This window comes from Nostoc piscinale CENA21, assembly GCF_001298445.1.
GTDB lineage: Bacteria > Cyanobacteriota > Cyanobacteriia > Cyanobacteriales > Nostocaceae > Nostoc_B > Nostoc_B piscinale_A.
The window spans coordinates 5,531,433-5,545,435 of record NZ_CP012036.1 but is presented as its reverse complement, the minus strand read 5'-3'; the positions used below and the strand labels follow the sequence as shown (position 1 = coordinate 5,545,435).

Genomic DNA, 14,003 nt, shown 5'->3' with positions numbered 1-14,003 from the left:
TTCATCCAATAAACGTTCAAAAGTATTAATGTTATTTGTGCAAAACTGTTAAGGGATGGTAATTGTAGCTACTGGGCATTGAGCTTTACTAAGAATGGCATCAACTCTATGACCAAAGAAAGCCCGACCTGTAACCATGCGGATATTGCTAGCTAGTACAATTAAGTCCACTGCATGGATTTGAGCAAAAGTGAGAATCTCTCTTTCTGGGTTGCCGTGGAGAATATTAATTTTGACATCAGCACCCAGACTGCGACCAATTGCTGCTTGTTGTTCTAATAAATCATGAGAAATTTCCCTGGCTGTGTCAAAAGATCGCTGTTCGTAAACTATGTACTCTACTTGTGGCACATTAATCACGTTGACAATAGTAACTAATGCCCCTGTTTGTGCTGCAATCGTACTTGCCACTTCTACGGCATATTTGCTAGATTCTGTACCGATTGTTGGGACAAGAATATGTTTTAGCTGTTGTTGAGCAATCGTGCAACTATCACCTTGTGGCAGAGGTAGATGCGATTTAACTACCATTGTTGGGCAAGGAGCTTCTTGCACTACTCGGTCAACTAATAAATTGAATAAGGCTTCTTTGGAAGGAAGACGTTCTGATGCTCCCAATACAATTAAGTCATAGTTTTTCTGGGCTTCGGTAAGAATTACCTCAGCTTTACTACGTCCTGCTAGTGTTTTAGTTTGTAAAGTAATCCCAGCAGGTAGTTGCATTTCCGCTTCTACAGCCGCAAGAGCTTGTTTATCTGTAAAATTCTTTGCTTTTGTCAACTGGCGACTTGTTTTTTGTAATGGCTTGTCACTTTGAACGTATAAAGCTGTGACTTCTATGGGATTTTGATGTGCAATATATCCAACTAACTGGGCGGCTAGTTGAATATTACTGCCGCCACTGGTAGGTATGAGGATACGATGAATCTGTTTGATAAAACTACGGCTGGCTTGTTCTTCTTGCTCTAAGCGTTGAGCTTCTTCTTCACCGATAACTACTTTTGATAATGACCAACGTAACAAGGGAGGAGCCATCAGGGAAGTGACAATCGCTACCATAACGATGATTGAATACATCTGGGGATTGAGAACGCCCAAAGATAAACCGATAGTGGCAACGACAATTTCCATTGCACCACGCGCATTCATCCCGGAACCCATCGCTAATGCTTCCCAATGGCTTAAACCCCCGACACGCGAACCCATATATGCACCGATAAATTTTCCAATACAAGCAACAGCTAGAACAACTAAGCCAAATATCAAAGTTTGGGGAACAAACAAAGTCAGTAAATTAACTTTCAACCCCGCCGTGGCAAAGAAAATCGGTGCGAGAAAACCTGCGGTGATTACTTCTAAAGTATGTCCGGCTTGACTACTAAAACGTCTCGATTGTCCAGCTAAAATGCCCATGACAAAAGCACCTAATGCCGCTTCTAAACCCAAAGCATGGGTAAGGGCTGCGGCTGCCAGTGCTAAAATGACCACAATTGATAAACTTGTGGTCATGCCACCAATGTAATCATCTGCCCATCGCAAAATCTGGTCTACTACAGTACGCCCAATCGTGAATGCGATCGCTAAAAATAATATAGCCGCACTGACTGAGTGAAAAACTGTACTGAAGTTGAACTGTCCGCTACTGGCTAGACCGGAAACTACTGACAGCAAAATCCAACCAATAGTGTCATCAGTCATTCCTGCGGCTAGGGTAACTTGACCGATATCACGACGAATCAGATTCAAGTCCATTAGTACCTTAGCAATGACTGGCACTGCTGAAATACTCATGGCTGTAGCAATAAATAAGCTAAATACTAATCGCTTGCTCGGCTCGGCTAAAAACGTCTCTGGTAATAACCACCCTAGTCCAAATCCTGTAATAAATGGAACTACTATTCCGCCTAGCGAAATTAACAGTGCTGTTTTACCTTTGCGAATAATTAGCTTTAAATCTGTTTCCAGCCCGGTCACAATTAGTAAAAATAATACCCCAAGCCAAGAAATGACTGAGAGTAAATCAGACTGTACCTGGCTATGGGGAAAAATCTGTGCCTGTAAGTTTGGCAGTAGCCAACCGAATAATGAAGGGCCAAGTAGCACGCCTGCTAATAGTTCCCCTACAACGGGCGGTTGGTTAATTCGGCGCATCAACTCACCCAAACCTCGTGCTACTAGCAGCAATAATGACAACTCTAGCAGCACTAACAGTAGCTCATGATGACCAAGTGGTTTAATTAAACCATTACTTGTGGTTTGCGCTACAGATAGCAGATGTATGACCATCAAGGGTAAGTTTTGCATAAAGGCTGGCGAAATTTCAGATTTTTGAAAAATTTTCTAGGCAATGTTTCTAGTTAATCCCGTGCTATGGCAGCTTCACATCGGTCTAGAAGACTAATTCTGCTTGATGCAACCAACAACTCACCCCATCCACTGCGCCCAATCGGGAGCCGCCACCAACTGACCAAACAACTGCGGCTGCACTTCCTCAAATGCCACCATCACCCCCCAACGCTCGTCCGAAGTGAGAGTAGAAAGAAACTCTTTGATTGATTCCAAAAGGACTCTACACGTTTCATGAACTTTGCACTATGAAATTTAACCTGCTGTAACCAAAAATCAGTAGCATTTTCCTGTCCGTCTCGTCTATATAGGACTAATATTTGATTTTTGAAAAAGCTCCGTACATCTGAAGAGTGGGAAAATCAAAGGTAGTGTGACGGATAAACCATTCAAACATCCATTTTAAATGAGAAAATGAAGGGAGCAAAGCACAAAAACGTCGAACCCAGGTTTTGGCTTGCAACCAAACATCCTCAATAGGGTTTTGTGTTGGACAATTAGGAGCAAAACGAACGCAGTGTATTTTCCACTGGTCAGTTGAAAGTCCTTTATTCAGTTCATCCAAAAATTCTTAATTTCTTGAGAACGATGGTAACTAGCACCATCCCAAAAATTAATAATTGCTGATTAGGAGACTCATCTAGCAAATAACGTAGATAATCAATCGTATTTTGGGAATTTCCAGCATCATAAGTTTTAAGTATTAATTCTCCTTGAAGATAGTCAATGGCTCCATAATATGTTTGTTTCTCTCGTTCATTGACCACCGGAACCATAATTTCTTGGTCTGTTTTACCCCATATATAACCACTTAAGTCTCCCCACATTAAATGACATTCATCAATCAGTAGCACTCTTAATTTACCTGTTTCAATTTCGCTCCGGTTGTTTTCCAACAATGTTTCAATCTCTTTTTTTTGCATCAACAGCATCTTGGGTCGGCTTTTGGGTTAACTTTTCGTGTTTTTTTTCCAACTTATTCCTGCTGCTTTAAACAAATCGTAGTAACTTTTTTTCGTTTCGTAAACTACATCGTATTCAAAAGCTAGTTTATACTCTAATTCTCCTATTTCCCAATAATCCTTTGTTTGAAGCCAACTCAATACTTCCTCTCGCTGCTCATTACTCAAATAGCTTTTTCTTCCTTTATAATTTAGTCTTAGACCATCAACACCATTCTCCTCATATACTTGTTTCCAACCTGTTATTGAACCAAGTGAAACACCAAGAATTTTCTTGATTTCCTCATATAAGTAACCTTGATAAACCAGCTTTACTGCTAATCCTTTTCTCGCTTCACGGGCATTTATATTTTGAACTATAAATTCCTCTAGTTCAGCGATCGCCTGCTGCAAGTGCTGATTCAGCATTGTTCTTCCTTATACTTATTACCTGTCTCCGTATTATCTCTTGTTTTTTTTCAAAAATCAAATATGATTCCTATATAAAGTAATTCTCACCAGCCGGGATGAGGCTAAAGGTCAAGCCGCAGCGCAAAAGTTACAGGCTGAGGGTTTAGATGTCATTGCTTATCCTTTGGATGTTAGCAGTGATGAAAGTAGTCAAAGTTTAGCTGAGTTTATTCGGCAGCAGTTTGGCAAAGTTGATGCACTAGTAAATAATGCTGGTATCTATATTGATAGTCAAGCTGGAAGCAACAGCATTCTGAATACAAAAATTGATACTTTGCAGACAACAATTGATACAAATGTTTTTGGTGTAGTGCGTGTTACTCAAGCATTAATTCCCTTAATGAAAGACCATAATTATGGGCGAATAGTAAATGTTTCTTCAGGGATGGGACAGTTAACAGATATGGAAGGAGGTTCTCCTGGATACCGCATTTCTAAAACAGCTTTAAATGCCGTCACCCGAATTTTTGCTAGTGAATTAACTGGCACAAATATATTAGTTAATTCTGTGTGTCCTGGTTGGGTAAAAACTGATATGGGTGGCGCAAATGCACCACGTACACCAGAACAAGGAGTTGACACAATCGTATGGCTGGCAACCCTTCCAGATGATGGTGCTACTGGAGGATTTTTCCGCGATCGCCAACCAATTGCTTGGTAAAATTTTGTATTTAGTTATGAATCGATACAGAAAATTAATGATAATTAATCAGGCAAACTTGGCGAAATTATACAGTTTTGTTGACATGGGGATCGTTAGACAAAATTTAGTCAGTAATCTCAAAAACTGTGCGGGCTGATACAGTAATTTCTGAATGGCTATTATATTCTTTAAAAGCCCTTTACTTTTACCCTTATGGCGGAAATATCCGCTACAAAAGCACCAAAGCATATATATAATTTCTCCTAAGAAAGTAGGATTGATAAACTTCAACCACAATGTTTCTGTAACAACATAGGAAAATTACTATGCTTTGGTGATTTACTTAAAATTTTGCCAACATTCAATAGAAATCTGTTATTCTTCGCCTACCTCTTTGATAAGCATAGGTTTTGAATAACAAAATAGTAATAAAGAATTAACTTAAATCAACCCCTACACCCTTACACCATTTCACTAAAATTCTGATACAGATCCAAACCCAGAAACCCCTGTCAAGTCAGGATTTATCAATTGCGAATTGCGAATTGCGAATTGTGAATTGGTATTACACCCCCGCACCTTTATACCCAGCCTCTTCAGCGATCGCACACCCTAATTCACCCCATTCACTATTACAATCGAGTTGCTGGGATACTCAGCAGGATTGCCATTTTTATTGTTTTAGCCTGTGCTTACTTCTGGATTACCGACTATCAACACCCTCAAGCAACCCACCTCTGATGCTTGGATAGAACAAGCGATCGCAAATTTAGATATTATTTTGCTTGACCATTCCCACTGCGAACGCAAAGCCGCCGGAGTGGCGTTAAATTTTATGTTTCGCTATCCTTCTAATACTAAAATGGTCAGGGAATTAACTGCGATCGCTCGTGAAGAATTAGAACACTTTGAACTCGTCAACCAGTGGCTAGAACGTCGCAACATCCCCCTTGCACCCTTATCACCGCCTCCCTATGGTGCAGGTTTGAAAGCCGCAGTCCGTCCCAACGAACCAGACCGTTTTTTAGATTCTTTACTCGTCACCGGCTTAATAGAAGCCCGCAGCCACGAAAGACTAGGACTGTTAGCCACACATTGTCCAGAACCAGAATTAGCTAAATTTTATAAAAGCTTAATGGCATCAGAAGCCAGACATTTTGGTACATACTGGGTTTTAGCAGATACTTACTTTGAGCGCGAAATCGTTCAGCAAAGACTTGATGAGTTAGCAATTATTGAAAGCGATATCCTGGTAAACTTGCATCCAGAGCCAAGAATTCACAGTTAGTATATTCACTAATAGATATTTTATTTATCATGCTTCAATTAACACATATCAGGCTGTTAGTAAACAACTACAAAGATTGTTTCTTCTTCTACCGTGACGTATTAGGCTTTTGGATTGATTGGGGCGATGAAAATAGTGGCTATGCTGAGTTACACACCGGAGATAGCCTCAAATTAGCCTTATTTAGAAAAGATTTCATGGCGGAAGCAATTCCCAGTGCTTATTTACCTTCCGCTTCAGACTGTCACAATAAAATGGCTTTGATTTTCGCCGTTGACAATGTTGATGACGTGTACGAAAAACTCAAAGAACGCAATGTTGTAATTGTCACCCAACCTTTAGACCGCCCAGCGTGGGGACTCCGCACCGCTCATTTTCGTGACCCCGATGGTAATTTAATTGAAATCTTCAGCAATTTAGGAAGTGTAAATTAAGGTTGTCATTTGTCCTGGGTCATTTGTAATACCAATTTGAAAAATAATTATCTACAAATGGAGTGCAGAAAAGCTTATCAATAAGCTCTTTCAAAATTCAAAAGGGTAATAGTACAGGTCGGCGTAAATAAACAGAGCATAAAAAATTGCTAAAAGGCTTGTGGTATCGTTATTCTTTCTTTTTCCTTTTGCCCTTTTACTTTTGCCTTGTTGTACTAGCCGACTGCAAACTCGGTGAATTGTCGTTTAAAAGGAGAATGAAAAGCCAAGACAATATCTTGTTTAGGTACACCTCGGCTAGTCAGTTCATAAGCCATCCCGCCTTCAGTACCGTCATGCTGAATCCAGATTTTTTCGTTTTTAATATCTAAATGTAAAACACAACCATATACACGCCGTTTGTTTGACCAGCCGACATGAACTAATTGATAGCGATCATGTTCTTGATCAAAAATAACCTCAGCGTCCACTTCTTCATTACTAGATTTAATTTCGCTATAAGCTTGTAAAAGTTCTTGAATAAGTTGCCGATATTGTTCTACTTTTGCCATTTGATAATCGCCTCGTCATCTGGAGAAAAAATAATTAATCGCACTTGATAGCGTTGAATTAACAAGCGCGGGGAAATTTTGGCATTTATTAGGGGTTCCGTGTGACAGAAACCCCCCAAAAATTTATTTTTTACAGTTATCTTAAACCACCTAATTTCTTATGGCTTGGGAGTACTTGCAGGTGCGGCAGATGCAGCAGGCGCAGAAGTTGGGGAAGCGGTTGCGGCTTTGTTAATTTCGTCTCGGTATTGAGCAGGCGCTAAACTGGCTGCATTACTAAACAAAGGTTTAGCTTCGGTTGTTTTGCCTTGTTCCTTTAACAGCATGGCTTTAGCCAAGACGGGGCGAAAATCCTTGGGATCTTTTTTAATCGCTTGGTCATAGACATTCATCGCTTGCGGAAAGCGTTTTTGGGCTGCATAGACATTTCCTAGTAGCACCTGCACAGCAACTACATTCACGCTTCCCGGCTGGATGGTGTTAGCTTGGGTAGCATTATTTAAAGTTTCTTGTAATAGACCGATCGCAGCTTCTGGGCGTTTTTGGTCTACGAGCAGTGCTACCATACCTTGTAAAGCTTTCAAATCGCCGGGTTTAGTATCCAGAATTGTGCGATATGCTTGGGCGGCTCCTTCTTTATCGCCAATTTGCTGCTTGGCTTGGGCGAGGAGGACTCCATATTCTGATCTTTCAGGGTTGAGTTTAGCTAGTTTTTCTAAAGGGGCAATTACTCCTTGAACATCACCTTGATTCAGGCTTAAAAGTTGTAGACGTGCTTGTAATAAACCTTTCAGGGCAGTTTGATTTTCAGGTTCCCGTTGTAAAACTAGTTCATAACCCCGTACTTCGTCTTGTAATTTGGTTTTTTGGTCAGAGGAAGCTAAGTTACCTGTAGGATTTGCAGCATTCTGGTTTGTCGATGTCGGGCTATTGAATGCGCCAATAATAGGAACTATAGATACACCCACAAACATGAGAACTGCTAATGCCAAGATGACCCGGACTATCCAACGATTACGCGCTTCAGACACAGTTTTATAATTCTCCAGAACTTTAATGACATTATCATTGACACAAATTGGAAAGTGAAAATTTCCAAAACTTTGCGGAATACCGCCAATTGTCTGTGAATTTTATAACAAATAACTATTTACGCTGCTAAAGTAATTGATGACTTTAGGGGGAGCCGTCAGAGTTTTACCTATGATATGCTTCCGAAACTAGTGTCTAGACGCTAGATTAAACATTTAGAGTATAAATGTAAATTTAGCGTTTTTAGGATTGTATTGGGCGTTGTCGCGTGTCTTGGTGGAACACAATATACTTTCATCAGCCGCACAAACGCGCTTTCCAGTTGCTTTAGTAAAATCCCACAATGGGATGTGTCTCCGCCGCAAGGAGTTTTTATGAATTCCGACCTGATGCCTTCGCCTGAATCTTCTAATTTGCCTGAGTCCAATCAACCTGAAACCGAAACAGATACGGCTCTTGATGTCACAACAGTAGTAGCTACTGTTTCTGAATCGGAAAATTCGCCTACTGACCCTAGTGAGATTGCCAACGATGCTCATTTAGTCAATCGACAGCAACCAATTCCACCACCCAGCGAACCAATGCAGTACAGAGCGATCGGGTTAGTCCGGGGTCGCTACATTGCAAGCAGTGAACAGTTTACTCAAGGAACGCTCCTGACTGCGGATGGTGTGGAAATCCAAGCTGTTCTGCTTGGTCGAATTATGAGCTTAGTCAAGAATCACCTTGATTTAGAAAAAAATCATCTCTGGGTAGTTTATCCTCGTACTAAGCAAGAGACTGATGCCTTACATCTGCAAATTGTGGGTGTATGGGAACCCGAAAATTTAGCCAAACAGCAAGCACAAGATTCGGCTGATGATGAATTGCCTCAAGCCGATGCTGCTGTAACTGATAAAAGCGACATTAAACCTTCATCAGATATTCCCGATGGCGGTTTTTCTGTGCGTGGCGAAGTAGTTTACCAATCTTTTGATGACAAAAATTTAGTTGTCAAAATTAAGCAGGCTGCTCGCAAACAAGATGAAAAAGCAAAATACTTTAAATTAAAACTCAAAGGTGTCCTAGCGACTAAAGCTGTGGGCAAGTTTTGGGATTTCCAAGTCAAACGAGATGGTGATTTATTAGCCATAGAAACAGCAGAAGCGATCGCGGATTTACCCAAAAAACGCAAACCACCCCAAAGAGGTGGCCCTGGTGGTTTCCGTGGTGGTGGTGGCGGTGGTCGACGACCATTCCCGCCCAGACGTAGCTCTGGAGACAGTTCCAGCCCACGCCCAGTCAAAAAGATCGGCGGCGGCGAAACCTCAGCAGTATCCAAGCCTCTGCCGAAATCTTCTGCCCCAGTTCCTAAGCCAATTAAAAAACAAAAGCCACCACAAGAGTAAGGAAAAAGTTAAAAGTTAAAAGTAAAAAGGTAAAAGTAAAGAGCTAATTCTTTTCTTTTGCCTTTTGCTTTTTTACTTTTGCCTTCTGCCTTTTGCCTTTTGCCTTCCTAAAAATCTGTCCAACGGTCTTGGGGTAAAAACGATCGCTCCATTGGAATGGGGGTGACTGGTTCTGTAAGAGTAAAAGTGCCGGCTGCAATCCATTGTTTTAATTCGGCGGCGACTTGCCGAGATAAGGACATACTAGCTAAAGGTGCAGCACGCACGGTTTTATTTTCGATGGTGAGTCGCCCGGATTTCAGTTGGGCGTAACTCACCAACCCAAAGGTCGGACGCACGCGCCGGGGAATGGAAAAATCGACGATGGGCGCGACTAAATCTTTATCTTGTACTGCACAGTGTTCAACGACAGTTTCATTTAATACGGGGAATGGTATCCCCACACCCAACATCAACGAAGGGCCATAACTTTTAAAGTAACAACCACGCACCCAACGGGCTGACATTTGTTTAGCATCACCAATTAAGGCTAAGGTAGCAGCCGGGCCAATTGGTGTACGATTAGCTAACCGCTTTTGTAAAGGGAAGTGTTGCGTTCCTTCCCAAGCGATATAGCCGATGCCGCCACCTAAGAAAATCCGTGTCCCAATACCAATGAGTTGCAAATCGGGGTCGTTGAATAAAGGCGAAATTGCCCCAGGGTTAGAGTAGACAGCGTTACCGAGATGGGGTTGTAAAGGGCCGAGATAAGTAAACAGTGGGCGATCGCCACCATTCACACCCACGATAAAATTTTGATAAAGGTTACGCGGATTGAATAAATAAAATTGATTGATAGTATCACGGGTGATCGTAGTTTCAAAAGTTGCCCGTGGATAACAATCTGTGACTTGCCCTTGCGCCCTAACTTGTACTTGTTTCCCGGCAATTAAATCTTCAATCACATGACCACCGCCACGTTCGCGGATTTCTTCACCGTCCATTGTATCAACAGCACAACTAGCACCCAAGTATAAATCTACCGCCCCAAAACCTGTATATGCTGGTACGCCATCTATCCAACAACGACGAATTTTAATCGGGGGGTCAGTGTGTCCGAGATTAAGAATTGCACCGCTAGACTCCATTGGCTCAAATGTGCCGGTCGTAATCACATCAACTTCTTTAGCAACTTTGCTGACACCAACTTCTGCGACTCGTGCTTTGACTTCTTCAACTGTTAAAACTACTGCACGCTGGCGGCTGATTTTTTCATTAATTTCGGCGATCGTTCGCATAATAATCAAAATTAAGGGTGTAAGGATATGAGGGTGTACTTCGACTTCACTCAGTAACCTTTACTATCACCTGTAACCTGTAACCTGTAACCTATCACCTATTAATCAATCGTCTCTGGGTCGATATTTAATTCCCGTAGTTTCGCTGCTAACTTTTCGGCTCGTGCTTGCGCTAGTTCTTTTTGCTGACATTCAAATTCTGCGGCTTCTTCTGGTGTTGGAACTAATAGCCCTACTGGTGTAAAAAATCGCAATAGTCCTTCATGAATCCCCAAGTATAAACCTAACTGCTGACTCCACAAATGTCCTTGTGCATTGGGTTCTAGAACTTGGTATTGACCATCAACTAAATGAAATCCGGCAAATTCTTGAGTTTCTGGGTCGAACCAAAAATAATCAGGTGTGCGAAAAGTATCTTGGTAGAGTTTTTTCTTTAAATCTTTATCTGTTTTCGCCGTTGATTCCGAAAGAATCTCTAAAATTACATTGGGATATTTCCCTTCTTCCTCCCAAACGACCCAACTTTTGCGAGTTCTACGCTCTGTATCCAGCACGACGAAAAAATCTGGCCCCCGGAAGTGTTCATCTTTGCGTTTATTCCAACTGTAGTAAATAGTCAGATTTCCAGCCGCGTAGAAATCGTTTCTGTCTCGCCACAACCACTCTAAGCATTTAAAAAGTAAAATTATTTGCCGGAGATGCAGTTCTGTTTCCAAGGGAGGTTCGTCGCTGTATAAATCACCTGGAGGAACGATAACATCTTCTGAGGTTGCTTGAGGAGTTTCTAGTTCTTTGGCGAGGGACATGAGGAGATGACTGCATCTGGTAGTGATGGGTTTATTTTAACGTTTAGGTTGAAAATAGAGGTTAGAGGCTAGGGGCTAGAGTTTAGGTGCTAGGGGCTAGAGAAGAACATTTTTCAGATTTGGTTGTGAGATTTTCTTATGAGTGGCTGTCTTGAAATAGGGTGTAGGCGTGTCAGGTAAAAACATTTTTTACTTATATTGGGTTGTGAGATAGTATCACTCCCCAAGTCTCTAATCCCTAACCCCTAGCCTCTAATCCCTAGCCTCTAGCCCCTCTTGTTAAAATCTACTTCATAATGTGCAGAATGTACCATTTGAATGGTACAAATGGGAGATACAATTCCCACATCAGCGCACAACCATAAACTTGTCTAGCAAAACACACCTACAGCACAAAACGATGAAAGCATCTGCTAAGTTCGACTTTGAGGACGATAAATTTAATGCGCCGCCTTCTCAAGTCATCCCTTGGTGTCAGATGATTAATCCTCGATACGGCACGGATGGTATGCAAACTTATGGTCTCGCCATCAAGTTAGATAATGCTAATGCTGTGGGTTTTCAGCCGGATGAGAATTGGCAGCAAGTAGAGCATGAGTTTAGCTCTGGTGTTGAAACAGTTTATATCTCTACTACACCGCGTTTGGTGATTGTGCGCCGAGGGCCTTTATCAGTCAAAGACAGAGAAACGGGAATTAAGTTAGGTACGCTCAAAGAAAATTATGATGCTTTTTTAGCGGATAAACTGAAGTTTAAAACTTTTACGCGCTATTTAATTTTCTTAGTCAGTGAAGATAAGAAATTTTTACATGACTTGCCGCTACAATTAACCCTGAATGGTGCAGCCGGAGCAAGTTTCAGCAAAACTTATTGTGAATTTCAACAAGGCAAAGTGGTGAGTGGTTTTGTTGCTGAGTTAGAAAGAGCTTATGCTGTATATCGCAAACAACCTGTAACGCCAAAAGGGCCATTGTTCCACGCACATGGAATTTTCTGCCCAATTATTGAGTGTGAAGAAAGAGGAATTGAGCCGAACACGGTGCTGGTTGCTTCGACTGTAGATTACAAGCATCCAACAGTGGGGACACTAACACAATACCTAATTGCTTCGGATGCGCCTGAGTCGGCAATTATTTGCAAGTATTTTGAAGAATACAAAGAATTCGGCAAGGAACCTGTGAGAACAGAAACAAATAAACCTGCTATGGCGGGTGTTTCCAGTTCCTATATCTACGCTGATGAAGATGATTTTGGTTATCCACCTTACTAAAGTATGAAGTATGAGATTTCAGACTTCACACTTCATACTTTCTTCTCTATTTTTTCAGTAGCAAATAATATAGTGAACCATTGCCACCTGTAATTCCAGCACGATCGCCTGCTAGTTGACCAGTTCCCATAAAATAATCTACCCTGCCTGGGCCTTTAATGGCACTGCCTGTATCTTGGTCTAAAACAAAACGGCTAACGGTACGCGGTTGTAATTTGCCACCAGCAGCCGGATAAGGGAATGAACCGTTAATTAATGCTAGTGCGCCATGAGGCATAAGCGATTTATCAGTCGCAATTGAACGTTCTGGTGTAACTGGCACATTAGTACTACCTGTAGCTTTTCTCCCTGGAACTTCTTTAAAAAACACAAAGCGTTCCCAGCGAGGCAAATAATTATTTAACTCTAAGGGATTTTGTCGGAAGTAGCTGATAAGACGCGGCATAGTTAAGCCTTCTAGTGGCAGTTTGCCATCTTTGGCGAGTTCTTTGCCGATACTAGTCCAAGGATAATCAGTACCACCAGCGTAACCAACAGAAGTAGTTTTGCCATTGGTTAACCTGATTTGGGCAGAACCTTGGATGTGTACCATGTATGCGTCTAAGCGATCGCGGAACCACAACAATTCCAAACCGCGCAACTGGCTTTTATCTCCGAGTAAACCATCTTTGCCTTCCAAATCAATGCGTTTTGGGTGTGGTTTAGCCCATTGGTCAAAATTTGGCGGTAGTCGATAAAGCGGATACTTATATATAGAAGTTTTAACGCGACTGGCCTGATAAATTGGCTCATAGTAAGCAGTAAATTTAACAGTACCCTTGCCATCATTGCCGACGGACTTGTAAAACACAAACTCACGCTGAATGGCAGCTCTGAGTTGACTGGCAGATTTGGCTGTTGCGACTAATTGCCGGAAACGCAGTAAACTGCGCCGCACGCGATCATGGGTAATTCCTGGCACCGGATAATCTTTATAGGCGGCGATCGCACTATCTCTTGCCAAATAACTTAAACTATTGTCAATGGCGGCTAAGAGAGCTTTGCGATCGCCACTTTTGCCTGGACTACCAAAAATTTGCTCATCCCATCCCAAACAAGTAGATACAGGAGTACAAGTATTACTAATTTCTACTGGTTCGAGTGGTATTTGTAACTCTGGGGAAGTGCTTGGCTGTGTAGGTAACGGTACAGGTAACGGTATCGTTGTCGGAACTTGAGCAACAGCTGGCCAAATTGTGTGAACAAGGGCAATTCCTAGACTCAAAGAAGCCAAAGCAAGGGTTTTTCTCATGATTTAGTCGAATCTTTCAACACTAGAACTAAACAGTGGTTCTACCCGGATTGCCACAATCCGAGATGGGCGGATAACCATATACTCTCCCTGAATATTCTTGATCGGTACACTGATAAAATCATTCGAGGTAGACTTGGGTACTAGTTCGCCACTATACCATTTTTGAAATTCTTGAATAGTTGGAAACCGCACTTCTTCACGATGACCAGTTTCCAGCAACAGGTGTACAGCGTACTCATTCGGTGTTCTAGGCATAAAGTTG

General features: G+C 41.8%; 12 protein-coding genes and 2 pseudogenes. 5 read left to right on the top strand and 9 right to left on the bottom strand.

What is annotated here, in order from left to right:
• Positions 1 to 48: 48 nt before the first annotated feature.
• The 3 genes and pseudogenes from ACX27_RS23670 to ACX27_RS31950 form a co-directional block, all read right to left on the bottom strand.
• A complete protein-coding gene (locus tag ACX27_RS23670; protein ID WP_062296013.1) occupies positions 49 to 2,304 on the bottom strand; it encodes a cation:proton antiporter domain-containing protein in 2,256 nt (751 codons plus the stop codon).
• Positions 2,305 to 2,424: 120 nt separating this feature from the next.
• Positions 2,425 to 2,562, bottom strand: a complete 138-nt coding sequence (locus ACX27_RS34295; protein WP_235526341.1) for a hypothetical protein — start codon at positions 2,560 to 2,562, stop codon at positions 2,425 to 2,427.
• A 97-nt stretch (positions 2,563 to 2,659) separates the two neighbouring features.
• A pseudogene (locus ACX27_RS31950) lies at positions 2,660 to 3,692 on the bottom strand (IS630 family transposase); the annotation flags it as partial.
• 97 nt (positions 3,693 to 3,789) lie between these two features.
• Between ACX27_RS31950 and ACX27_RS23650 the strand changes: the two are divergent.
• The 3 genes and pseudogenes from ACX27_RS23650 to ACX27_RS23640 form a co-directional block, all read left to right on the top strand.
• A pseudogene (locus tag ACX27_RS23650) lies at positions 3,790 to 4,419 on the top strand (SDR family oxidoreductase); the annotation flags it as partial.
• A 670-nt stretch (positions 4,420 to 5,089) separates the two neighbouring features.
• Positions 5,090 to 5,689, top strand: coding sequence for a MiaE family protein (locus tag ACX27_RS23645; RefSeq protein ID WP_062296009.1), 600 nt, complete (start codon positions 5,090 to 5,092; stop codon positions 5,687 to 5,689).
• Between the two features lie 26 nt (positions 5,690 to 5,715).
• Positions 5,716 to 6,123 (top strand): VOC family protein, encoded by a 408-nt coding sequence (locus ACX27_RS23640; protein WP_062296007.1) that lies wholly within the window; start codon positions 5,716 to 5,718, stop codon positions 6,121 to 6,123.
• Positions 6,124 to 6,338: 215 nt separating this feature from the next.
• Here ACX27_RS23640 and ACX27_RS23635 read toward each other — a convergent pair whose 3' ends face one another.
• Positions 6,339 to 6,674 (bottom strand): XisI protein, encoded by a 336-nt coding sequence (locus ACX27_RS23635; protein WP_062296005.1) that lies wholly within the window; start codon positions 6,672 to 6,674, stop codon positions 6,339 to 6,341.
• Between the two features lie 158 nt (positions 6,675 to 6,832).
• Positions 6,833 to 7,705: a tetratricopeptide repeat protein gene (locus tag ACX27_RS23630; protein ID WP_062296004.1), complete on the bottom strand. Its 873-nt coding sequence runs from the start codon at positions 7,703 to 7,705 to the stop codon at positions 6,833 to 6,835.
• A gap of 375 nt (positions 7,706 to 8,080) precedes the next feature.
• On the opposite strand from ACX27_RS23630, the gene ACX27_RS23625 reads away from it, so the two are divergent.
• The gene (locus tag ACX27_RS23625) at positions 8,081 to 9,094 is read left to right on the top strand and encodes a hypothetical protein (protein WP_062296002.1); all 1,014 of its coding nucleotides are present in this window, start codon (positions 8,081 to 8,083) and stop codon (positions 9,092 to 9,094) included.
• A 107-nt stretch (positions 9,095 to 9,201) separates the two neighbouring features.
• Here the strand turns inward: ACX27_RS23625 and ACX27_RS23620 are convergent, their stop codons facing one another.
• Complete coding sequence (locus tag ACX27_RS23620; protein ID WP_062296000.1) at positions 9,202 to 10,371, bottom strand: homocysteine biosynthesis protein; 1,170 nt, start codon at positions 10,369 to 10,371, stop codon at positions 9,202 to 9,204.
• 101 nt (positions 10,372 to 10,472) lie between these two features.
• The gene (locus tag ACX27_RS23615) at positions 10,473 to 11,177 is read right to left on the bottom strand and encodes a Uma2 family endonuclease (protein ID WP_062295998.1); all 705 of its coding nucleotides are present in this window, start codon (positions 11,175 to 11,177) and stop codon (positions 10,473 to 10,475) included.
• 400 nt (positions 11,178 to 11,577) lie between these two features.
• Between ACX27_RS23615 and ACX27_RS23610 the strand changes: the two genes are divergently transcribed.
• A complete protein-coding gene (locus ACX27_RS23610) occupies positions 11,578 to 12,447 on the top strand; it encodes a DUF5895 domain-containing protein (protein WP_062295996.1) in 870 nt (289 codons plus the stop codon).
• Between the two features lie 46 nt (positions 12,448 to 12,493).
• Here ACX27_RS23610 and mltA read toward each other — a convergent pair whose 3' ends face one another.
• Positions 12,494 to 13,738, bottom strand: a complete 1,245-nt coding sequence (gene mltA / locus ACX27_RS23605) for a murein transglycosylase A (RefSeq protein WP_062295994.1) — start codon at positions 13,736 to 13,738, stop codon at positions 12,494 to 12,496.
• Positions 13,739 to 13,741: 3 nt separating this feature from the next.
• A complete protein-coding gene (locus ACX27_RS23600) occupies positions 13,742 to 13,996 on the bottom strand; it encodes a hypothetical protein (RefSeq protein WP_062295992.1) in 255 nt (84 codons plus the stop codon).
• Positions 13,997 to 14,003 lie beyond the last annotated feature (7 nt).